The sequence below is a fragment of the Maribacter huludaoensis genome, assembly GCF_029350945.1.
GTDB classification, from domain to species: domain Bacteria; phylum Bacteroidota; class Bacteroidia; order Flavobacteriales; family Flavobacteriaceae; genus Maribacter; species Maribacter huludaoensis.
Genome location: NZ_JARKMS010000009.1, coordinates 40,789 through 63,853 on the forward strand (window position 1 = coordinate 40,789; position 23,065 = coordinate 63,853).

Sequence of the window (23,065 nt, forward strand, 5' to 3'; positions counted from 1 at the left end):
TTCTTATCCTATTTCTTTTTGCAATAAATCTAACCCCTCACGAATGATTTTTTGGTGCGGTTGTTTAGAAATACATATAAACTCAGTTAACGAAAAATCTTCTGGAGCCACTTCATACAAACCTAATTGCTCCATCTCATCCAAATCCTTAACCATACATGCCTTTAAAAGCTGCATTGGAAAAATATCCATTGGAAAAACTTTTTCATACTGTCCCGTTACCACAAAAGCTCTATGCTCACCATTGGTATTGGTATCTAAATCGTATTTCTTATTTGGCTGCATCCAAGAAAACGTCAACGCCCTTGTTGCAGATATTTTATTGAAAACCGGTTTGTTCCACCCGAACAATTCATAATCGTCCCCTTCTGGAATAACCGTTACCGTATTATTATAAAAACCCAAATAACCATCAGGCTTACTTTTAGAACCTGTAAGCACATCACCATTTATAACTCTAAAATTTTCTTCATTTACACCACTAGCGTACAAGAATGTTGAAATTTCAGACCCTATTTTGGTCGTATAATACTTAGGCGCCTTTACAGAAGAACCAGCCAAAGCCACAGTGCGCTCCGCATTGAACTTGCCCGTCAAAAGATATTCACCGATAATGATCAAATCTTGTGGAGTTACCGTCCAAACCAATTCACCTTTATTAATAGGATCTAATTGGTTGATCTGTGTACCTACCAAACCTGCAGGATGCGGACCAGAAACATTGTGCAACTCAACCCCTTTCATAGAAGATAAAGGCGACTTACCAGAACCTACCGACACATGAACCTTACCGGGCGTTAACTTTCCTAGTGCCGTAATTGCCGCTTGCAACTCTTTCTCCTTTCCCTGCAACACATAATCCAAATCTGCCTGTAAAGGACCGCTTGAATACCCCGAAATAAAGATAGATTTAGGATTGGTATCTGGATTGGCAATTACATCATAAGGTCTTTGCTTAATAAATGGCCAACAGCCACTTTTCAACAAAACAGCCTTTAATTCCTCCTTAGAAGCGTTCTCAACATCTACTGCCGTACCCAAAAACTGCTCCTGAGTTTTATCCGCTAATATCTTTAAGGTCAAAATACGTCTTCTATCTCCCCTTTCGATCTCTATAAGCTCACCACTTACCGGAGAAACAAAAAGCATGCTTTCCATGTTCTTGTTATAAAACAAAGGCTCTCCCGCTTTTACTTCGGCACCTTGTTTTACCATCATTTTAGGAGTAATTCCGTGAAAATCACTTAACTGTATTGCGTAAACATTACTTAAAACAGCTTTTGAAGTAGTCTGTTCTGCGGCGCCCACCAATTTAATGTCGAGCCCTTTCTTTATTCGAATGTCTTTTGACATGTGCGTTTAGACCTTTAGGTTATCAAAATTTGAGCAAATTTAAGTACAAAAAGTTCGTTTTCATAATTATTGTCCCATAAATTAGACATTAGAACGAGCTATATTTTTTAGGCATCCTTTTTGTTTACCTTTACCTCTAAAAAACTGGGTATAATGCGCATTTTCTTCAAACATTTTATTTGTCTATTATTTTTACAAAATTTAGTTGCCCAAGTTCAAGTTGAGCTTAATTCTCCAGAAAACATAAAGTCTATCATATTCAAAGGACCAACGGAAGATCAATTTCCCGTAATTAAGATTGGAGAACCTTTATACCTGGAGTTTGATGATATTTTAGCCAATGAACAAGACTACTATTACAAAATAGTGCATTGTGATTACGACTGGACTCCATCATCGCTTTTAAAGTCCCAATATATAGATGGCGTAGACAACCAACGTATAACCGACTATAAAAATAGTTATAGCACCCTTCAATCTTATTCCAACTATCAATTAACGATACCCAACGATAACGTTAGGTTAAAAGTAAGCGGCAATTATTTAATAGAAATATACAACAGCTACAATGAACTACAGTTTTCACGAAGATTTGTTGTTTATAAAGACATCGTATCGGTCGCCACTGAAGTAAAGCGCTCCAGAGACTTCAACTTCATCAATGAAAAACAAGTAGTACAATTCAGCATTACCTCCAATTCATTAAGATTGATCAACCCTAAAAAAGAAGTTAAAGTTGCCATTTTGCAAAATCATTACTGGCCAAGTGTAATAACCAATGTACCGCCCCAATACACCATAGGCAATGAGCTGGTGTATAAATATGACCAAGAGACAGCTTTTTACGGCGGAAATGAATTTTTACTGTTCGACACCAGCGACCTTAGAGCCCCAAGTTCACAAATTTCAAGCATTGACCTTACGGACCTATATAATCATTACCTGTTCTCTGACGATTTTAGAAATGACAAACCTTACACTTATTTCCCCGATATCAACGGAGACTTTGTAATTAGAACATTGCAGGGCGACAATGCATCTAGAGAAGCTGAATACACCAAAGTCCACTTTAGCTTACCCTACACTGAATTCATAGCACTTGATGATGTATATATATTTGGCAAATTCAACAATTACGCACTAACAGAGGAAAACAAAATGGTCTACAACGAAAAAAACGGCATGTTAGAAGCTACATTAAAAATGAAACAAGGATTTTACAATTATAAATATGCTGTTAAAAGCGGTGAAAAAACTAAATTAAACGATGTTGGAGGCAACTTCCATTTTACCGAAAATAATTATTTGGTATTAGTATATTACCGCAACTTTGGAGATATGTACGATAGTATTATAGGTATTGGCTCTGCCAATTCTAGAAATATCACTAACTAAATGTATATTTACGTTTTTCATTGTTTATGGAAAACAAACCAACCACTCAACCAAAGGGCAGATACGAACTTAAATACAGGGGCGTAGACTGTTTAAATTGTGGACACCCGTTAAAATTAAGCGATAAATACTGTCCAAATTGCTCACAGGCCAATAGCACTAAAAAACTAACGCTTTTAGATTTTTTTGAGGAATTCCTAGCCAATTACGTATCCTACGATTCTAAATTATGGCGCACCCTGACCGCGCTTTTATTAAGACCGGGAAAAATAACGCGAGAATATATAAGCGGTAGGCGCCTATCCTACACAAACCCTTTTCGTTTTTTACTGAGTTTATCCATCATCTATTTTTTGATAATTAGCTACAATAGCGAATTTAAATCTATTAACAAATACGGTTACAACAACCAAAAATCAATATTTGACCTTAACAAAGAATTCCAAAAAATTGAATTTGACAGTGAAGAAGAAAGGCAACTAGCTTTAATTCAAATAGATTCGCTTAAAATGAGCAAATTTTTCAAAGATAGAATTAGCAATAAAGACTCAATTATTTTAAGCGATCCAACATCATACTTCAAAGAAATAAACACCGAAAATCTTACACGTAGGTTCTTTGGCAAAATAGATTTTTTTAATTCTATCATAAAACACGACACTATTTACTATTTTGAACAAGGGGTCAGCAAATTTGAAATACCTGAAAATAGAGAAAACGAAATTACTTTCAACCTTGCCAATAGTTTTGTAGAAATTGAAAAGCGACCTGGCACATTCTTAAATTCTTTGGTTTCCAAACTTCCGTTTACCACTTTTTTCTTTCTACCGTTCTTTTCCTTTTTCATTTGGCTGGTCTATATCAGAAAAAAATACACTTATACCGATCATTTAATCTTTAGCTTTCACAATCAGTCATTATTATTTATCTTGCTCATTGTTAGCAATTTGCTTAATGCCGTATTCAATTTTAGAAGTGAAGGAGTTTTTATTTTAATTTTCGCCATTTATCTCTACAAAGCAATGCGCAATTTCTATAAACAAAGAAGAGTTAAAACGGTTATAAAGTATTTTTTCCTAAACACAATATTTTTTATCTTAGGGATATTGGCAATAACCATATTAATAGCACAAAGCGTATTTACATATTAAATATGATGATAACACAAGTTACTAAAGGCATAAAAATATCGGTACAGACAACTTTTGAAGGCACGTTCTTTAAAAATTATAAAATGCATTATGCGTTTGGCTATACCATTACTATAGAAAACCAAAGTAAGGACGCCGTACAGTTGACTTCTCGTCATTGGAAAATATATGATTCCCTAAACGATATGGAAACTTTGGACGGTGAAGGCGTTATCGGTCAAAAACCGGTGATTCAACCCGGTGATTCCCATACCTATAATTCCGGCTGCTTACTTACTTCTCCTATTGGCGCCATGAAAGGCCATTACAATATGGTGAATATAAACAATGCACAAAAATTCAGGGTATACATACCTACATTTAAGTTCAGCGCACCTTTTGCACTTAATTAATTTCATTTACCCTTTTATTAGTTTTTAGTCCTATACCCTTTTAGTACCTTTGGTCAACTTTTAAATTTAAAAAATTTGACAATGGGTAAAGGATTTTTTCAAGTTCCTACAGCATTTAACGAACCAATTAAAGGCTACGCTCCTGGATCTCCTGAAAGAGAAGCAGTATTGGAACAATACAAAGTATATTTCAATGACAATGTTGATGTACCTATGTACATTGGCTCTGAAGAGGTACGTACCGGCAATACTAAGCCAATGTCCCCACCACATGACCATAAACATATTGTAGGCACTTACCATACGGCAAGCAAAGAAAATGTGCAGTCTGCAATTGACAATTGCTTAGCATCGAGAGATGCTTGGGCCAACTTGACCTGGGAGCAACGCGCTGCCATTTTTTTAAAAGCAGCCGAACTAATTGCAGGTCCTTACCGCGCAAAAATCAACGCAGCAACAATGATTGCGCAGTCCAAGAACATTCACCAGGCAGAAATAGATGCCGCGTGCGAATTGATTGACTTCTTACGTTTTAACGTAGAATATATGTCTCAAATTTACACTGAGCAACCAGATTCTGCAGAAGGTATTTGGAACAGGGTAGAATACAGACCACTAGAAGGTTTCATCTATGCCATCACCCCATTTAACTTTACGGCCATTGCAGGAAACTTACCAGCAAGTGCAGCTATGATGGGCAATGTAGTTGTCTGGAAACCAAGTGACAGCCAAATTTTCTCCGCTAAGGTGATTGTTGATATATTTAAGGAAGCCGGTTTACCTGACGGAGTGATCAATGTAGTATACGGTGACCCAGTGATGATCACGGATACGGTTTTGGCGAGCCCTGATTTTGCGGGATTACATTTTACAGGTTCTACGCATGTTTTCAAAGAATTATGGAAACAAATAGGTAACAATATCCACACCTATAAAACATACCCTAAAATAGTTGGAGAAACCGGTGGTAAAGATTTTATTCTTGCACACCCAACAGCCAACACCAAACAAGTAGCAACTGCTATTTCTAGAGGTGCATTTGAATTTCAAGGTCAAAAATGTAGTGCAGCGTCAAGAGTGTACTTACCAAAATCCACTTCTAAGGAAATTTTAGAATATGTAAAGGCAGATATAGAATCATTTAACAAACCTGGTTCGCCAGAAGACATGAGCAACTTTATTACTGCCGTTATTCATGAAGGTTCTTTTGATAAATTAGTAAAATACATCAACCAGGCCAAGGAAGATGAAAATGCAGAAATTTACGCTGGTGGTGGTTTTGACAAATCTAAAGGCTATTTCATAGAGCCTACGGTAATTCTAACGACAGACCCAAAATACACGACTATGGAAACCGAGTTATTTGGCCCTGTGGTAACCGTTTATGTTTATGATGACAAAGATTGGAGCGAAACCCTTCAATTAATCGATCAAACTTCTGAATATGCATTAACAGGCGCTGTTCTTTCTCAAGACAGATACGCCATTGATGAAGCTACCAAAGCATTACAAAATTGTGCAGGTAATTTCTACATCAATGACAAGCCAACTGGTGCCGTTGTTGGACAACAACCGTTTGGAGGAGCCAGAGCTTCTGGAACAAATGATAAAGCCGGATCAGCTCAAAACTTATTGCGCTGGGTCTCACCTCGATTAATTAAAGAAACTTTCGTTACTCCTGTAGATTACAGATATCCTTTTTTAGGATAAGAAAACAACTAAAAAGGCTGAAATTAAATTCAGCTTTTTTTTTGAATTTACCTTACCTTTAAAGTAAATTATAAAGATTATACATTCTTAACATCAACCTTAACACACTAATTATGAAAAAGTTACTATTCACCTTACTTTTAACAAGCTGCATCTCTTTTGCCCAAGAGGGTCTAACACAAAGCAGCATTCAAGCCGTTTTAAACGGTAACCAATTACAGGTAGTTCAACTTGCCGAAGCTTTCCCTGAAGAAAAATATGATTGGAGACCGGCAGAAGGTATAAGTTCTGTAGGAGAAGCACTATTACACGTGGCGGGTGCCAATTATTTTCTTGCCTCAAAACTAGGGTTTGCACCACCAGAAGACGTAGATGTAATGGGGCTAAGCAACATTACAGGTAAAGAAAACATTATAGCCGCCCTAAAAAAATCTAATGAGTTTGTTCTTGAAAATATCACAAAAGTAGAAGACGGTACTTTAAATGAAGAAGTTGATTTTGGCTTTATGAAGTCAAATAAATTAGGTGGACTACTTGCCATTATGGAGCACAATGGAGAACATAAGGGACAATTGATCGCTTATGCAAGAAGCAATGATGTTGTACCTCCATGGAGCAATTAAACTTTAAAAATCCTATAAAAAAAGCCCGTCAAAAATTTTTTTTGACGGGCTTTTTTTATTTAAGAAACATTAACACCTAATACATACAATATCAATGTAAATTTAACGTTAATTAATTGTAAACTAAATGTGAGTTACCGAAATTTGTACCTCATTTAAAATCAATTGCTTATGATTATTGACAATTTAAAATTACATATTAGTTGTATTCAAATTCATTTATGGAATTACTTAAAAGAATTTGCCCATAAATACAAGAAGGCTTACTATAGTTCTTTTTTGTTGTAAGACTTTGAACTACCCTTTATACTTTAAAGGCAGATAGACCATTTTCTTAGTTTCAAAAAAATCTTCTTTGAAATAATTGGTCAATTCAAAAATTTCTGCATTTCTATACTCCTTTAATTCATCTTGCAGATCTCCGCCCTTTAAATATAGAATTCCGTTTCTTATATTGTGTTTTGATTCTTTTTTGATTTTACCCTTTACCCAGTGAACAAAAGTAGGCATCGCCGCTACCGCTCTACTTACAATAAAATCAAATTGATCAGGTATTTCCTCTACCCTTGCATTAATGGTCTTTACGTTGGTTAACTGTAATCCCTCAACTACCTCATTTACTACCTTTATCTTTTTTCCTATTGAATCTACCAAAGTAAACTCAACTTCTGGAAAAAAGATAGCTAATGGTATACCGGGAAAACCACCACCTGTACCCACATCTAAAACAGATGAACCCTCTTTAAATTGAATAAATTTTGCAATTCCCAATGAATGCAAAACATGTCTTAAATAAAGTTCATCTATATCTTTTCTGGAAACCACATTAATTTTTTGGTTCCAGTCTTTATATAGTTCCTCTAGTTTTTCGAATTTTCTTTTTTGATCCTCAGATAAATTGGGAAAATTTTCAAATATGATTTCAGCAGTCATCCGTATATTTGTAAATAGATTTAATTAGTATATTCACTAGTGCAAAGATTTGGCTTTTAATTAAGCTATCAAACTATTATAGATTCAATTACATTATATTAAGTAAAAGATTACCGAATTATGGAACAAAACACCATTCGTTTCCCAAGAACTGATTCTGCCAAGTTCTTCAAAACTTTAAACAGCAGAGTTAACGAATACTTTAAAACAAATAAACTTAAAAAAACAGGTAATTGGCGATTACACCTTAAAACGGTAATCATGTTCGCTTTATTTCTTGCCCCCTATTTTTTGATTTTGACCTTAGGTCTACCAAACTGGGCCAATGTTCTTTTGACCATAGTTATGGGGATAGGTATGGCAGGTGTCGGCATGAACGTTATGCATGACGGCAACCATGGAGCCTATTCTAACAAAAAATGGGTGAATAAATTAATGGGAAGCAGTATTTACATCTTGGCAGGTAATGTTTATAACTGGCAAGTACAACATAATGTACTTCACCATACGTATACCAACATTCATGAACATGATGAGGACATGGAAGCCGGTAGAATTTTACGTTTTTCCAAACATGCCGAATGGAAGAAACACCATAGATTTCAACATTTTTATTCTGTATTTCTTTATGGTCTTTTGACTTTCAACTGGGCAATAACTACAGATTTCCAGCAAATGTACCGCTACATGAAGCGTAAATTATCTTACGGAAAACTACCTAGTGCTACCATGAACTGGAGTACACTTATCATTACCAAAATATTGTACATCACTATTTGGATCGTACTACCTATGCTTATTTTAGATATTGCTTGGTGGAAAATATTAATAGGGTTCTTTTTAATGCATTACGTTGCTGGTGTAATTCTTAGCGTTGTTTTTCAACTTGCACATATCGTTGATGATGCGGACACCCCTTTACCCGATGAATCTGGAACCATGAAAAACACTTGGGCTATTCACCAACTGTTTACCACTGTAAATTTTGGAACCAAAAACAGAATAGTAAATTGGTTTACCGGCGGATTGAACCATCAAGTTGAACACCATATATTCCCTAACATTAGCCATGTACATTACACAAAAATTTCAAAAATTGTGAAACAGACGGCACAGGAATTTAATTTACCATATCACGAGTATAAAACTACTAGAAAAGCTATAATTTCGCACTTTAAACATTTAAAAGAGTTGGGCAAAGAGCCTACTTTACAATATTAGAAATTAAGAGTACCCATGAGCAATCAACTTTCGGACAGAATCAACAGTGTTACACCGTCAGCTACTTTAGAAATGGCTGCTAAAGCCCGTGAACTTAGGGCTGAAGGTAAAGATATTATTGGTCTTAGCTTAGGCGAGCCAGATTTCAATACTCCAGATTACATCAAAGAAGCTGCAATTAAAGCAGTGAACGATGATTATAATTCCTATACTCCAGTTGATGGATATGTAGATCTTAAAAAAGCTATCATAACCAAATTCAAAAGAGATAACAATTTAAATTATGAGCCTGCTCAAATAGTTGTTTCAACAGGAGCTAAACAGTCCTTATATAACGTTGCCCAAGTTATTTTGAACGCCGGCGATGAAGTAATTTTACCTTGTCCTTACTGGGTAAGTTACAGCGATATCGTAAAATTGGCAGATGGTGTACCGGTAGAAGTACCTACCACTTTGGAGAATGATTTTAAAATGACTCCTGAGCAGTTGGAAGCCGCTATTACACCAAAAACAAAAATGTTGTGGTACAGCTCTCCTTGTAACCCAAGCGGGTCTATTTACAGTAAAGAAGAATTACGTGCACTGGCGGACGTACTTCAAAAGCATCCTCAAATCATAGTGGTGAGCGATGAAATCTATGAGCACATTAACTATGGTGTTACGGCACATGCCTCAATGGCCGAATTTGAAGATATGTATGACCGTACCGTTACGGTAAACGGTGTTGCCAAAGCATTTGCGATGACAGGATGGAGAATTGGATACATTGGTGCTCCTGCATATATTGCACGTGCTACCAATAAATTACAAGGTCAAGTAACCAGTGGTGCAAACTGTATAGCACAACGCGCAGTTATTACAGCTTTAGAAGAATCACCAGAGCGTATAAAGTATATGGTCGATGAGTTTAAAGAAAGACGTAAACTCATTTTAAGCTTATTGAATGACATTGAAGGTTTTAAATGCAATGAGCCAGAAGGTGCATTTTATGTGTACCCAGATGTTACCGCTTACTTTGGAAAAACCTTGAGAGGAAAGCAAATTAATAACGCATCTGATTTTTCTATGTACATACTAGAAGAGGCAAATGTAGCCACCGTTACGGGAGATGCTTTTGGTAATGGAAACTGTATTCGTATTTCTTATGCGGCGTCAGTAAAAGAAATCAAAGAAGCAATATCAAGAATTAAAGAAGCGCTAAAGTAAACCTCAGCATATATTCATAAAAAAAAAGTCCCTTTAGAAAAGGGACTTTTTTATTTCTAATAATCTTCATCAATTAAGTACTCTTCCAAAAATAAGGAGTCAACAAAATTAGTACGGTAAATAACTCTAACCTACCGGCAAGCATTAAAAATCCGCACCACCATTTTGCAAGATCGGGCAAGCTGTTAAAATTACTTACAGGATTTAAACTCCCTAAAGCAGGACCTACGTTACCTAATGAAGATGCCGCCCCGCCTATGGCAGATTCAAAATCTAATCCTAAGAAGCCTAACACCAGGGCACCAATTATAAATAGCAGCATATACAGCACAAAGAACCCTATGATATTATAGACAATCTTCTCTTTAACGGTTTTGTTATTATAACGTACAGGTATAATGGCATTGGTATGTAATGTTCGCTTAAACTCCAATACCCCGTTCTTAATAATCAATAAATGTCGCATTACTTTTATACCACCGGCAGTAGACCCTGCAGAACCACCCAAAAAGAACAGCCCGAAGAAAAATACGGTTAAAAAAGGTGTCCACTGTGTAAAATCGGCACTAACAAAACCAGTAGTGGTTATTACAGAGATAATCTGAAACAATGAATGTCTAAAAGCACTCTCTGCCTTACCCAATACCATAGGATAACCTGGCGTAAGTTCTGTGATATTTGCTTGAAAATAAACCACTAGAGCCACTATTATGGTAAATACCGTAACAAAACCGGCATAATACCTAAATTCCTCATCTTGCAAAACCTTCTGTACTTTGCCCTTAAATGCGAAATAGCTCAGCACAAAGTTGCTACCGGCCAAAAACATAAAGAATATAATGATATATTGAATAATGGGCTGGTCGTTATAATAAGCGACACTGGCATTTTTAGTTGAAAAACCTCCGGTAGACAGCGTTGCCATAGCATGGTTTACAGCATCAAAGAAAGACATACCCGCAACCTGCAACAATATCGTTTCTGCCACGGTATACCCAAAATATATTAACCATAGCCGCTTTGCCGTATCTGTTATTCTTGGATGCAATTTATCTCCCGTAGGTCCTGGAGCCTCTGCCGAAAATAATTGCATACCACCAATACCTAGCAATGGCAATATTGCTATAGCCAAAACGATTATTCCCATACCACCGATCCAATGGGTCAGGCTTCGCCAGAAAAGAATGCCCTCTGGCATTGCTTCGATATCATCCATAATGGAAGCGCCCGTTGTCGTGTAACCTGAAATAGTTTCAAAAAAAGCGTTTGTAACCGTGGGCAATGCACCAGAAAACAGATATGGCAACATACCGGAAATAGACATTACGATCCAACCAAAAGTTACGATAATGTACCCCTCCTTCTGTTTCACTTCTTTTTTATGCCCTCTGGTATAGTACATCATAAAGACCCCAACAAACATGGTAGTTATAGATGCAAGCGCAATACTTAACGTTGCTCCATCTTGGTATACTCCACTTACTACCGCCGCTAGAAGCATAAAGCCTCCGTTGCAAAGCAATAGAAGCCCCATTATGTGAATTATGATTCTTAAATTTAGCCGCATCTTAAAGGAACATTCGTTCTATTTTTGGAATTTCGGAAGGCAGACAACAAACTACCACCCTATCGCCTTCCTGTATTTTAAACCCACCAAGTGCTATATGGCCTTGACCATCTCTTACTACTCCACCAATTGTGGCCGCTTTTGGAAAATCCAATTCCCGTATGGTCGTTCCCGTTACTTTAGAGTTTCTTTTTACGATAAACTCCAAAATTTCTGCATTTAAATTGTTCAAGCGCATTAAGGCAACAACCTCACCTTTACGTATATGTCTAAATATATTGTTTGCCGCAAGAAGTTTTTTATTGATCAAGGTATCAATACCTATAGAATGAGATAACTGAAAATAGTCCATATTTTCAACCAGAGCAATAGTCTTCTTTATATATTTTGATTTTGCGACCAAGCATGACATTATATTGGTTTCCGAATTTCCGGTAACCGCAATAAAGGCATCCATAGATTCCAAACTCTCCTCATCTAACAATTCTACATTTCTACCGTCCCCGTTAATCACCAATGCATTTGGCAATTCATCTGCCAGATCAAAAGCTTTCTCCTTATTCTTCTCGATCAACTTTACGTTGAATTTATTGGCACAAAGATCCCTAGCCGTTTTGTACCCTACTTTACTTCCTCCAAGAATCATCACATTCTTGATTTCCGCCTTCTTTTTCCCGGTAAGTTTATAAAGCTCATCAACGCCTTTTTTTACGGTAATAAAGTATACCTGGTCTCCTTCTTTAAAAAGGGTATCTCCCCTTGGTATTACCGTATATTGCGTACCGGTTCGCTGCAACGCAATAGGCATAAAGTGCAATTCCGGAAAAATCTTTGCCGCCTCCTTTACTTGCTTACCCACAAAAGGTGCGGATTTAAGTAATGAGACACCAACCATTATCAACTCACCATCTTCAAATTCGTAGGTATCGTTAAAGGCAGATTTATTAAGAAGCATCTGTATTTCAGTTGCCGCCAAAGCCTCTGGAGATATCAGTTCATCAATTCCTAAATCCGAGAATCGTAATAGCTCTTTATTTTTTATGAATTCGGTATTTGAAATTCTTGCAATCGTTCGCTTACATCCCAATTGTTTTGCCAACATGCAAAGCGTTAAATTGGTAGTTTCAGAAGAAGTTACCGCAATAACCAAATCCGAATCTTTTACTTGAGCATCATTTAAAACTGCAATAGAAGTTGCATCACCTTTTAAAACTCGTATATCTAGATGATTATCCGCATACGCAAGACTTTCTTTTTTAGAATCGATCAAGGTAATATCTTGTGACTCATAAGAGAGTAATTTGGCTAAATGAAAGCCTACTTCTCCAGCACCAGCAATTATAATCTTCATTTATTTTATTAGAGCGCTAAAAATCAAGCACAAATTTTTACTCTTAACTATTATGTATACTTAAAAGTAGTCTTGAAAAACAATAGCATTTATTAAGGCACAAAATTACATAATTAAATTAGTTTAATCTTTATTTTCAATTCTTTAACCCATCAATTAGTAACCTAAGTAGCTAAAATGGAATTAAGCATTAGCTATATTGTATATTTGTCAAAAAAATTGCAATAAAATGCCCCAAAAAGTCACTCCATATAAAAACTCCGATTTAGGAAAAAAAGAGCAGGTTACTCAAATGTTCGATACTATTTCTAAAAATTACGACGGCTTAAATCGTGTAATTTCTTTTGGAATAGATATTAAATGGCGCAGGAAAGTGGTTGAAATTTTAAAAAAAGAACAACCCCAATCTATATTGGATATTGCAACAGGTACTGGAGATTTAGCCATTGCCCTTGTAAAAACTGGCGCAGAAAAAATTGTAGGTCTAGACATCTCGCCCGGTATGCTAGCTATTGGCAAAGAAAAAGTGAGCGACAAAAAGCTTGACAGTACTATTCAAATGGTGGTGGGCGATAGTGAAAAACTTACTTTTGCTGACAATTCTTTTGATGCGGTAACGGTATCTTTTGGCGTCAGAAATTTTGAAACCCTTAATACCGGGATGGCAGAAATTCTACGTGTATTGAAACCAAAAGGAACTTTGGTAGTATTAGAAACCTCTATACCTACAAAAACACCATACAAACAAGGCTATAATTTTTATACCAAAAACATTCTTCCCTTAATTGGAAAATTATTTTCCAAGGATGATTCTGCATATGGCTATTTAAGCGAATCGGCTTCCGTTTTTCCTCATGGCGAAAACTTCAACAATATTTTACGCGAAATTGGGTTTATAGATGTAACAAATAAACCTCAAACATTTGGGGTTGCATCAATATATGTTGCAAAAAAGGGTTGATCGCAATATTTATCCACAATATATTTTTGATGCATGACAATAGCAAACCAGGATATATGAAAAAGTGGTTTTTTATAAGCCTAACGTTGTTGATTACGAATTTGATCAGTGCTCAATTCAACGAAAGTCCTATATTGAATAAACAGAACGAAGACAAAAAACTCTTGAACTGGGGTTATTTTCTTGGTTTAAACCAATATGATTTTAAAATTGAATACAAAGAAAATGCCCAAGATATTTTGGTCAGTAAAAGTTTTGGATTTAATGTTGGATTAATTGGCGAGGTGCGAGTGAATGAATTCTTAGATGTTCGTTTTGAACCCGGGTTACATTATGGATCTAGGTTAATGGGTTTTCCAGGTTTTGAAGATGAGCGTGATGCTATACGAGAAGTTAAATCTACTTATATTAATTTTCCGTTACTGCTAAAAGCAAGCACTAGAAGATATGGCAATTTTAAACCATTTCTTTTAGGCGGTGTTTCTACCGGACTCAATTTAGGGAGCAATGAAGAAAGTCTTGATGACAACAGTACCGGTACCTTTAGAATGAAAAAATGGGTATACAATTATGAACTTGGTTTTGGAATTGACTTCTACCTGGAGTATTTTAAATTTACCCCATCTATTCGTGGAGTTTTTGCCATTACCGATGAGCTAGTGCCGGACAATGACCCTAACAGTCCATGGACCGGAAACATTGAGTCACTAAAAACACGGGGCATCTTCATCAACTTCACTTTTGAATAGCAATTAGCAATTAGCAATTAGCAATTAGCAAAAGCTAAAAAATTTTCAATTAAAAAACCGCGCTATTTTCTTATTTCGTGTAATAGAATTGCCGTTGCAGAAGCCACATTTAAGCTTTCTGTAGTAGCACCTCCAAATTGTGGTATTGCCAACCTTGCCGTGCACAATTTCGCTACAGATTCAGAAACCCCTTTACCTTCATTACCCATAATCATAATTCCTTTTTCTGGTAGCTTAGTCTTGTTTACACTTACACCGTTCATAAACGTGCCGTAAATAGGTAACTCTGTTTCCAACAAAAAAGTTTTAAGTTCCGTGTACCTAATATTCACCCTTGTAATAGAGCCCATAGTGGCCTGCAATACTTTAGGATTATAACAATCAACCGTTTCCAAAGAACATACAATATCACTTACACCAAACCAATCGCTAAGTCTAATAATGGTTCCTAAATTACCTGGATCCTGCACTCCATCAAGTACCAGAACCCAATCAGAACTTATTTTTCTAGTTGGTTCCGGTATATAAAAAACCCCAAGATATCCGTTAGGGTTCTTTAAACTGCTCATTTGACCAAGTTCCCTAGCAGTTACTTTTTCAACATGCTCTCTACCTACGTCCAGACCTAAGGGATCAACTGCAAAAAGCTTGTAAATTTTCATATCAGAATTCACTACTTCTTCAATAGCCTTTTTTCCTTCCACTACAAATAGCCTATGCTCATTTCGGCATTTTTTTTGCTGTAGACTTTTGATAAGTTTCAATTCACTTTTGACAACCATTCAAATAATGTATTTTTGATTTCTATGAGGATGGCACTTTGCTCCAAAAACATCATGGCTAAAATAAGCTTATTATCCCTACTGGCAATAGTCCTGTTATCCTGTAACTCGCTAAAGAAAGTTGGGGACAATGAATATTTGGTGGTCAAAAACGCCGTTTACGCAGATTCTATCAAAGTAAACGATGAAGAACTGGAAAGCCTAATCTACCAAAAATCCAACTCTACCGTTCTAGGTTATCCCCTAAGACTTAATCTTTATAACCTAGCCAAAGAAAATCCAGACTCATCATATAACGCTTGGTTAAACAAAAAAGAGAACAGAAAAAAAAGACTTGATAAACTGCTTTCAGAAAAACAGGTTGAACGCCTAGGAGAATCTTTTATAGTAAAAGGACTTAGTAATTGGCTAAAGGATATTGGCGAAGAACCTACAATTTTAGATACTACAAAAACACGTTTAAGCCTAGCAAAACTGAGTGCCTATTACCAAAGCAAAGGATATTTTACAAATAATACTACGTATGAAATTGACAGTACCAGGCACAAAAAAGTTAAAGTAAATTATCATATTGATCTTGGTGACCCATACATGATCGATTCGCTCACTAACAATATCTCGTCTACGGCAATAGACAGTTTGTACTTTTTAAATTCCGCTGAGTCCCTTATAAAAGAAGGACAACAGTTCAACTTAAGTAATTTTAATAATGAAAGAGAACGATTAACCGGTATTTTTAGAAATAGCGGTATACGTAACTTTCAAGAAAGCTCTATTACCTTTGATATTCTAAGAGACACTATTAAAGCGGCAAATGATCAACAAATGAACATTACGTTGAACATTGGTGACTTAAAGACCAGAGGAGAGAACGAAGTGACGACTTCTGCGTATAAAGTAGAGACTATAAATAAAATAAATATTTACACTGACTACCTTTCTGCAAATTCTCAAGATTCATTGTATACTATAGATTACCAAGACTATACTATTCATTATTCAAAGAATTTTGACATCAAACCAAAAACTTTGGCCAATGCCGTTTTTTTCAAAAAAGATAGTATATACAGGGACGTAGACAAAATAAGGTCATCTAGACAATTAAACGCACTCAACGTATTTAAATACCCAAACATAATTTTTGAGGCAGATTCTGTAGGCAACAAAGTAAACACCAACATATATCTAGCACCAAAAACCAAATACGCCCTTGGAACTAATTTTGAAGTAAGCCGATCTAACTTACGTAGATTAGGTGTAGGTCTTGGCACTACCCTTCTAATACGAAATATTTTTAAAGGTGCGGAAAATTTGAGTATTTCCGCAAATGGCTCTTATGGTCTATTAAGTAGCAATACGTTTGAGGCCAATTACTTCTCTGAATTCGGTGGTGATATCTCATTGGATTTTCCAAGAATCTGGTTTCCTTTCATCAATACCTCTAGATTAATCCCAAATTACACGTTGCCCAAAACCAGAATTGCCATAGGTACCAATTTTCAGAACAATATAGGCTTGGACAAACAAACTCTTAATGCTGTTATTGGCTATAATTGGGCACCTAGTGATTTTGTAAAACATGAAGTTGAATTACTAAACATTCAATTTGTCAGAAATGTAAACGAAGAAAGGTTCTACAATGTTTACACCAACACTTATGAGTTATTAGATGATATTGCAGATGGTTATGAAGACCCAGATTTATATCCAGAACTAACAGATTTTTTTGAGCCTAGGGATAGTGACACTGAATTAAATTTAATAATCCCGTCAGGAACAAGTGGTTTCACCAATGCTATTTTAGATGGTACCGTAAATTCTACTACAGATGATTTTGATGATGTAAACACCATTGAAGAAAGACGTATTAGATTGACCGAGAACAATCTAATATTCGCATCCAATTACACATTTAACAAGACCAATAGAACTGGGCCTATTGATAATTCTTTTTACCAATTTCGCTGGAAGGTGGAAGGAGCAGGTAATGTATTATCGGCAATTTCATCTTTAGTTCCATTCAATAAAAATGACGATGAACAGTTATTGGTATTTGGTGTTCCCTTCTCACAATACATAAAAAATGAGTTTGAGTATGTGAAGTACTGGGATTTAAAACGAGCTAACGTCTTGGCGGCAAGAGCATTTTTCGGTATCGCTATTCCCTATGGCAACTCTGACAACATTCCCTTTGTTCGTAGTTATTTTGGAGGTGGATCAAATGACAACAGAGCTTGGTTCCCTTATTCATTGGGTCCGGGAAGCACTTCTGCAATTAATGACTTTAATGAAGCAAACTTAAAACTGGCTTTTAACCTAGAATATAGATTTCCTGTTGCTGGCGATATTAACGGTGCTATTTTTGCCGACGCAGGAAATATATGGAACGTTCTTGATAATGTTGAAGACCCAAATGCCACTTTTGACGGAATTGCATCTTTAAAGGACATTGCACTAGGCACCGGACTAGGACTTAGATATGATTTCACCTACTTCCTATTTCGATTAGACCTAGGTTTTAAAACTTATAATCCTGCTGAAATTCAATCAAAAAGATGGTTTAGAGATTACAATTTTGCAAATTCAGTATTACAAATAGGCATAAACTATCCCTTTTAAATATAATTGTTTTATTACTTTTGTTTTTCATTTTTTTAAGAAACAAACAACAACATAACTATGGCTCACAACATTAAACCGGGAGTTGCAACCGGAGATGAAGTTCAAGAAATCTTCAACTACGCAAAAGAAAAAGGATTTGCATTACCTGCAGTAAACGTAATAGGTTCTGACACTATTAATGGTGTTCTAGAAACTGCAGCTAGCTTAAACGCTCCCGTAATTATACAATTTTCAAATGGCGGAGCCCAGTTCAATGCCGGTAAAGGGCTTTCTAATGATGGGCAACAAGCTGCTATCTTAGGGGCAGTTGCAGGTGCCAAACATGTACACCAATTAGCAGAAGCTTACGGTGCTACGGTAATTTTACATACAGATCATTGTGCTAAAAAACTTTTACCTTGGATCGACGGACTTTTAGATGCCAGTGAAAAACATTTTGCCGAAACCGGTAAATCATTGTTCAGCTCCCATATGATCGATCTTTCTGAAGAGCCTTTAGAAGAGAACATTGAAATATGTAAAGGTTATCTGGAGCGCATGAGCAAAATGAACATGACCTTAGAGATCGAATTAGGTATTACAGGTGGTGAAGAAGATGGTGTAGATAATTCTGATGTAGATGATTCCAAACTATATACACAACCAGAAGAAGTAGCGTATGCTTATGAAGAGCTTTCTAAAGTTAGCCCTAGATTTACAATTGCCGCTGCTTTTGGTAATGTTCACGGGGTATACAAACCTGGTAACGTAAAATTGACACCAAAAATCCTTAAAAATTCTCAAGAATATATCTCAGAAAAATACGGTGTAGAACATAACCATATTGATTTTGTATTCCACGGTGGATCTGGTTCTACTGTTGAGGAAATTAGAGAAGGTATTAGCTACGGTGTTATTAAAATGAACATTGATACAGATTTACAATATGCATTCTTATCTGGTGTTCGTGACTATGTGCAGGAGAACAAGGAGTATTTACAATCTCAAATAGGTAACCCTAAAGGAGCGGACGAACCAAACAAAAAGTTCTATGACCCAAGAGTTTGGTTAAGAAAAGGAGAAATATCTTTTATTGAAAGATTGAAAAAAGCATTTGAAGATTTAAATAACGTTAATACGTTATAATCGTATAGGATAACCATAAAATGGATGATATGACGGCTTGGTTTAAAAGAAAAGAAAAAGGTATACAAACCTCTACCGAAGAAAAGAAAGACACACCAAAAGGCTTGTGGTACAAATCGCCTACAGGTAAAATTGTTGAGTCAGACGATCTTGCAAAAAACTTTTATGTAAGTCCAGAAGATGATTATCATGTAAGAATTGGAAGTAAAGAATATTTTGAAATTCTTTTTGACGATAATAAGTTCACGGAACTTGACGAGAAACTTTCTTCCAAAGACCCTTTAAAATTCGAAGACACCAAAAAATATAGCGAGCGTTTAAAAGCGGCACAGAAAAAAACAGGATTAAAAGATGCTGTTAGAACAGGTTTTGGCAAGTCTTATGGTAAAGACATCGTTATTTGCTGTATGGATTTTAAATTTATTGGAGGCTCAATGGGTAGTGTTGTAGGTGAAAAAATTGCCCGCGGTATAGATCACGCCATTAAGAAAAAAGTGCCTTTCATGATGATTTCTAAATCTGGTGGTGCACGTATGATGGAAGCTGCCCTATCATTAATGCAATTGGCTAAGACATCTGCTAAATTGGCTCAATTATCTGAAGCTGGTTTACCGTACATTTCTTTATGTACAGATCCAACAACGGGTGGTACAACTGCATCGTACGCCATGCTAGGTGATATCAATATTGCAGAGCCAGGTGCACTTATTGGTTTTGCAGGTCCAAGAATTGTAAAAGATACTACAGGTAAAGATTTACCTGAAGGTTTTCAATCTTCAGAATTTTTATTGGAACACGGCTTCTTAGATTTCATTTCACATAGAAGAGATTTAAAAAGAAAAGTAAATCTATACATAGATTTAATACAAAATAACCCTGTGAGGGCAGAAAAAGCTTCTGCTTAGTGTAGTAATGAAGAAACGCTTTTATTAATATATTTCGGTAAATTGTAAAATGCTCGCCACATCAATTGATTTGGTGAGCATTTTTGATTATAAAATATACTGCAAATTTCAATAATAATTGTATATTTGCGCCCTGATTAAAAAACAATCACATACATAAAAATCATTTAAAACAATATTGGAATGTATTTATCAAAAGAAGTAAAAGCCGAAATTTTTAAAAAATACGGCGGTAGTGCAGAAAACACTGGCTCTACAGAAGGACAAATTGCTTTGTTCACACACAGAATCAACCACTTGACCGGTCACTTGAAAAAGAATCACAAAGATTACAACACTGAGCGTTCACTTGTAAAATTGGTAGGTAAAAGAAGAAGTCTTTTAGATTACATGATTAAAAATGATATTGTAAAATACAGAGAGCTTATTAAAGAGCTAGGTATTAGAAAATAATTTTTAAAAAGGGGATAGTTAACTATCCCCTTTTTTTTAAGTACTCCATGCCTTAGGAGTTAAAGCCAAGTATTTTGGCAAAGGCGAACAAAAAGCTACACACGGTTTTTCATTGGTCAACACAACAACACAACAACTCCGACCAGAGAAAATTTCAGTCGGAAAGACCATTGTTTAACAAATCTGCATGAGCAGGTTTTAATCGAATTTTATGATTCCAAAAGTATTTAAAGAGGTCATTGACCTTGGGGATGGTAGAGAAATTTCTATCGAAACCGGAAAATTGGCAAAACAGGCACACGGTTCTGTTGTTGTACAATCAGGAAAATGTATGTTATTATGTACAGTTGTTTCCAACTACAAACAAAGTGATGTGGACTTTCTTCCACTAACGGTAGATTACCGTGAAAAATTTGCTGCTGCAGGTCGCTACCCAGGTGGTTTCTTTAAAAGAGAAGCAAGACCAAGTGACGGTGAAGTATTGACCATGCGTTTAGTGGATCGTGTACTACGTCCATTATTCCCAAAAGATTATCACTCTGAAACCCAGGTGATGATTCAATTAATGTCTCATGACGAAGACGTTATGCCAGATGCTATGGCAGGTTTAGCAGCTTCTGCAGCTATTCAATTATCAGATTTCCCTTTTGAATGTCCAATTTCCGAAGCAAGAGTTGGTCGTGTAAACGGTGAATTCATCATTAACCCAACTAGAGCTCAATTATTAGAATCTGACATTGATATGATGATCGGTGCTTCTGCAGATTCTGTGATGATGGTTGAAGGTGAAATGGATGAGATTTCTGAAGAAGAAATGACCGAAGCAATTAAGTTTGCTCATGAAGCCATTAAAGTACAGTGTGCTGCTCAAGTTAAATTAGCAGAAGCTTTTGGTAAAAAAGAAACACGTGAGTACGAGCCAGAAAGAGAAGATGCTGATTTAGCTCAGAAAATTCACGACATGGCATATGATAAAGTATATGCTGTTGCACAAGCAGGTTCTGCCAAACATGAACGTAGTGCTGCTTTTGGTGAAATCAAGGAAGAAATTATCGCTTCTTTTTCTGAAGAAGAGCAAGCAGATTTCGGCGGATTAATTTCTAAATACTACAGCAAAGCTGAAAAAGCAGCTGTTAGAGATTTAACATTGAATGAAGGTTTGCGTTTAGATGGTCGTAAGACAGATGAGATTAGACCTATTTGGTGTGAGGTAAACTATTTACCTTCTACACACGGTTCTTCTATTTTCACACGTGGAGAAACTCAAGCTTTAGCTACGGTTACCTTGGGCACAAGTAGAGAAGCAAACCAAATAGACATGCCATCTTACGAAGGTGAAGAGCGTTTCTATTTACACTATAACTTCCCTCCTTTTTCAACAGGTGAAGCAAGACCTATTCGTGGAACATCTCGAAGAGAGGTTGGTCACGGTAACTTGGCTCAACGTGCATTAAAAGGAATGGTTCCTGAAGATTGTCCTTACACAGTACGTGTAGTATCCGAGATTTTAGAATCTAACGGTTCTTCTTCTATGGCTACTGTTTGTGCTGGTACCATGGCAATGATGGATGCCGGTGTTCAATTGAAAAAACCAGTTTCAGGTATTGCAATGGGATTGATTACAGATACTGAATCTGGAAAATACGCTGTTCTTTCCGATATCTTAGGTGATGAAGATCACTTAGGTGATATGGACTTTAAAGTAACCGGTACTGCAGATGGTATTACCGCTTGCCAAATGGATATTAAAGTAAAAGGATTGTCTTATGAAATTCTTGTAAACGCTTTAAAACAAGCTCGTGACGGTCGTTTACACATTTTAGGTAAAATTACCGAAACTATTGAAACACCAAATGCAGAGGTTAAGGATCACGCACCTACAATGGTTACTAGACGTATACCTAATGAGTTTATTGGAGCATTGATCGGTCCTGGTGGAAAAGTAATTCAGGAACTACAAAAAGAAACCGAGACTACAATCGTTATTAATGAAGACCCTGTTACAGAAGAAGGTATTGTTGAAGTACTAGGTGTTGGTAGCAAAGGTATTGATGCTGTTATGGCAAAAATAGATTCTTTATTATTTAAGCCAGAAGTTGGTAGCGTTTACGAAGTAAAGGTTATTAAAATATTGGACTTTGGTGCTGTTGTAGAATATACAGACGCGCCAGGTAATGAAGTATTGTTACATGTATCTGAATTGGCATGGGAACGTACAGAAAATGTAACCGATGTTGTGAACATGGGTGACGTATTCGATGTGAAGTACTTTGGTATAGACAAACGTACCCGTAAAGAGAAAGTTTCCCGTAAAGCACTTTTACCAAAACCAGAAGGCTTTGTTGAAAGACCACCACGTGATGATAAACGTAGAGACGACCGTCGTGGAAACGATCGTAATCGCGATAGAAAACCAAGAAGAGATTAACTCTTTGTAAGTTTATTCTTAAAGCCTCGACTAATCAGTCGAGGCTTTTTTTATGTAGTTCAACGGAAAAATGAACTTTTTTTTATTGAATTGTAACATTCGGAAGATTTTTTCGTATAAGTATATGCAGTCTATGCA

The 23,065-nt window shown here is 36.1% G+C and carries 19 protein-coding genes; 14 read left to right on the forward strand and 5 right to left on the reverse strand.

Translation table 11 applies throughout. The features are described 5' to 3' along the window. Window positions 1–3 precede the first annotated feature (3 nt). Window positions 4–1,353, reverse strand: coding sequence for a Na(+)-translocating NADH-quinone reductase subunit A (locus PXC01_RS18125; protein ID WP_276473687.1), 1,350 nt, complete (start codon window positions 1,351–1,353; stop codon window positions 4–6). A 153-nt stretch (window positions 1,354–1,506) separates the two neighbouring features. Here PXC01_RS18125 and PXC01_RS18130 point away from each other — a divergent pair, with 153 nt between their 5' ends. From PXC01_RS18130 to PXC01_RS18150, 5 genes are all read left to right on the forward strand, one after another. Beyond that, window positions 1,507–2,748, forward strand: coding sequence for a type IX secretion system plug protein (locus PXC01_RS18130; protein WP_276473688.1), 1,242 nt, complete (start codon window positions 1,507–1,509; stop codon window positions 2,746–2,748). A 26-nt stretch (window positions 2,749–2,774) separates the two neighbouring features. After that, window positions 2,775–3,899, forward strand: a complete 1,125-nt coding sequence (locus PXC01_RS18135; protein ID WP_276473689.1) for a DUF3667 domain-containing protein — start codon at window positions 2,775–2,777, stop codon at window positions 3,897–3,899. 5 nt (window positions 3,900–3,904) lie between these two features. After that, complete coding sequence (apaG, locus tag PXC01_RS18140; protein ID WP_276473708.1) at window positions 3,905–4,291, forward strand: Co2+/Mg2+ efflux protein ApaG; 387 nt, start codon at window positions 3,905–3,907, stop codon at window positions 4,289–4,291. Window positions 4,292–4,372: 81 nt separating this feature from the next. Further along, the gene (pruA, locus tag PXC01_RS18145) at window positions 4,373–6,001 is read left to right on the forward strand and encodes an L-glutamate gamma-semialdehyde dehydrogenase (RefSeq protein ID WP_276473690.1); all 1,629 of its coding nucleotides are present in this window, start codon (window positions 4,373–4,375) and stop codon (window positions 5,999–6,001) included. A gap of 113 nt (window positions 6,002–6,114) precedes the next feature. Continuing rightward, window positions 6,115–6,624: a DinB family protein gene (locus tag PXC01_RS18150; protein WP_276473691.1), complete on the forward strand. Its 510-nt coding sequence runs from the start codon at window positions 6,115–6,117 to the stop codon at window positions 6,622–6,624. Window positions 6,625–6,921: 297 nt separating this feature from the next. On the opposite strand, the gene rsmG is transcribed toward PXC01_RS18150, so the two are convergent. Beyond that, entirely contained in the window at window positions 6,922–7,557 is a 636-nt protein-coding gene (gene rsmG, locus PXC01_RS18155; protein WP_276473692.1) for a 16S rRNA (guanine(527)-N(7))-methyltransferase RsmG, read from the reverse strand. A 120-nt stretch (window positions 7,558–7,677) separates the two neighbouring features. On the opposite strand from rsmG, the gene PXC01_RS18160 reads away from it, so the two are divergent. Together PXC01_RS18160 and PXC01_RS18165 are read left to right on the forward strand one after the other, a co-directional pair. After that, entirely contained in the window at window positions 7,678–8,778 is a 1,101-nt protein-coding gene (locus tag PXC01_RS18160; protein WP_276473693.1) for a fatty acid desaturase family protein, read from the forward strand. A gap of 15 nt (window positions 8,779–8,793) precedes the next feature. Further along, window positions 8,794–9,984 carry a pyridoxal phosphate-dependent aminotransferase gene (locus PXC01_RS18165; protein ID WP_276473694.1) on the forward strand — a complete coding sequence of 397 codons (1,191 nt, stop codon included), beginning with the start codon at window positions 8,794–8,796 and terminating at the stop codon, window positions 9,982–9,984. Between the two features lie 73 nt (window positions 9,985–10,057). Here the strand turns inward: PXC01_RS18165 and PXC01_RS18170 are convergent, their stop codons facing one another. Further along, entirely contained in the window at window positions 10,058–11,551 is a 1,494-nt protein-coding gene (locus PXC01_RS18170) for a TrkH family potassium uptake protein (protein WP_276473695.1), read from the reverse strand. 1 nt (window position 11,552) lies between these two features. Beyond that, window positions 11,553–12,902, reverse strand: coding sequence for a Trk system potassium transporter TrkA (trkA, locus tag PXC01_RS18175; RefSeq protein WP_276473696.1), 1,350 nt, complete (start codon window positions 12,900–12,902; stop codon window positions 11,553–11,555). A 229-nt stretch (window positions 12,903–13,131) separates the two neighbouring features. Here trkA and ubiE point away from each other — a divergent pair, with 229 nt between their 5' ends. Beyond that, window positions 13,132–13,863 (forward strand): bifunctional demethylmenaquinone methyltransferase/2-methoxy-6-polyprenyl-1,4-benzoquinol methylase UbiE, encoded by a 732-nt coding sequence (ubiE, locus tag PXC01_RS18180; RefSeq protein WP_276473697.1) that lies wholly within the window; start codon window positions 13,132–13,134, stop codon window positions 13,861–13,863. Window positions 13,864–13,919: 56 nt separating this feature from the next. Further along, window positions 13,920–14,612 carry a type IX secretion/gliding motility protein PorT/SprT gene (gene porT / locus PXC01_RS18185; protein WP_276473698.1) on the forward strand — a complete coding sequence of 231 codons (693 nt, stop codon included), beginning with the start codon at window positions 13,920–13,922 and terminating at the stop codon, window positions 14,610–14,612. 62 nt (window positions 14,613–14,674) lie between these two features. Here porT and PXC01_RS18190 read toward each other — a convergent pair whose 3' ends face one another. Continuing rightward, entirely contained in the window at window positions 14,675–15,394 is a 720-nt protein-coding gene (locus PXC01_RS18190) for a TrmH family RNA methyltransferase (protein ID WP_276473699.1), read from the reverse strand. 54 nt (window positions 15,395–15,448) lie between these two features. On the opposite strand from PXC01_RS18190, the gene tamL reads away from it, so the two are divergent. From tamL to PXC01_RS18215, 5 genes are all read left to right on the forward strand, one after another. Beyond that, window positions 15,449–18,013: a translocation and assembly module lipoprotein TamL gene (gene tamL / locus PXC01_RS18195; RefSeq protein ID WP_276473700.1), complete on the forward strand. Its 2,565-nt coding sequence runs from the start codon at window positions 15,449–15,451 to the stop codon at window positions 18,011–18,013. Between the two features lie 60 nt (window positions 18,014–18,073). Further along, on the forward strand, window positions 18,074–19,141 hold the full coding sequence (fbaA, locus tag PXC01_RS18200; RefSeq protein ID WP_276473701.1) for a class II fructose-bisphosphate aldolase: 1,068 nt from the start codon (window positions 18,074–18,076) through the stop codon (window positions 19,139–19,141). 29 nt (window positions 19,142–19,170) lie between these two features. Beyond that, window positions 19,171–20,046, forward strand: coding sequence for an acetyl-CoA carboxylase, carboxyltransferase subunit beta (gene accD / locus PXC01_RS18205; protein ID WP_276473702.1), 876 nt, complete (start codon window positions 19,171–19,173; stop codon window positions 20,044–20,046). A 183-nt stretch (window positions 20,047–20,229) separates the two neighbouring features. Continuing rightward, the gene (gene rpsO / locus PXC01_RS18210) at window positions 20,230–20,499 is read left to right on the forward strand and encodes a 30S ribosomal protein S15 (protein WP_058106043.1); all 270 of its coding nucleotides are present in this window, start codon (window positions 20,230–20,232) and stop codon (window positions 20,497–20,499) included. A 211-nt stretch (window positions 20,500–20,710) separates the two neighbouring features. After that, window positions 20,711–22,927 (forward strand): polyribonucleotide nucleotidyltransferase, encoded by a 2,217-nt coding sequence (locus PXC01_RS18215; RefSeq protein ID WP_276473703.1) that lies wholly within the window; start codon window positions 20,711–20,713, stop codon window positions 22,925–22,927. Window positions 22,928–23,065 lie beyond the last annotated feature (138 nt).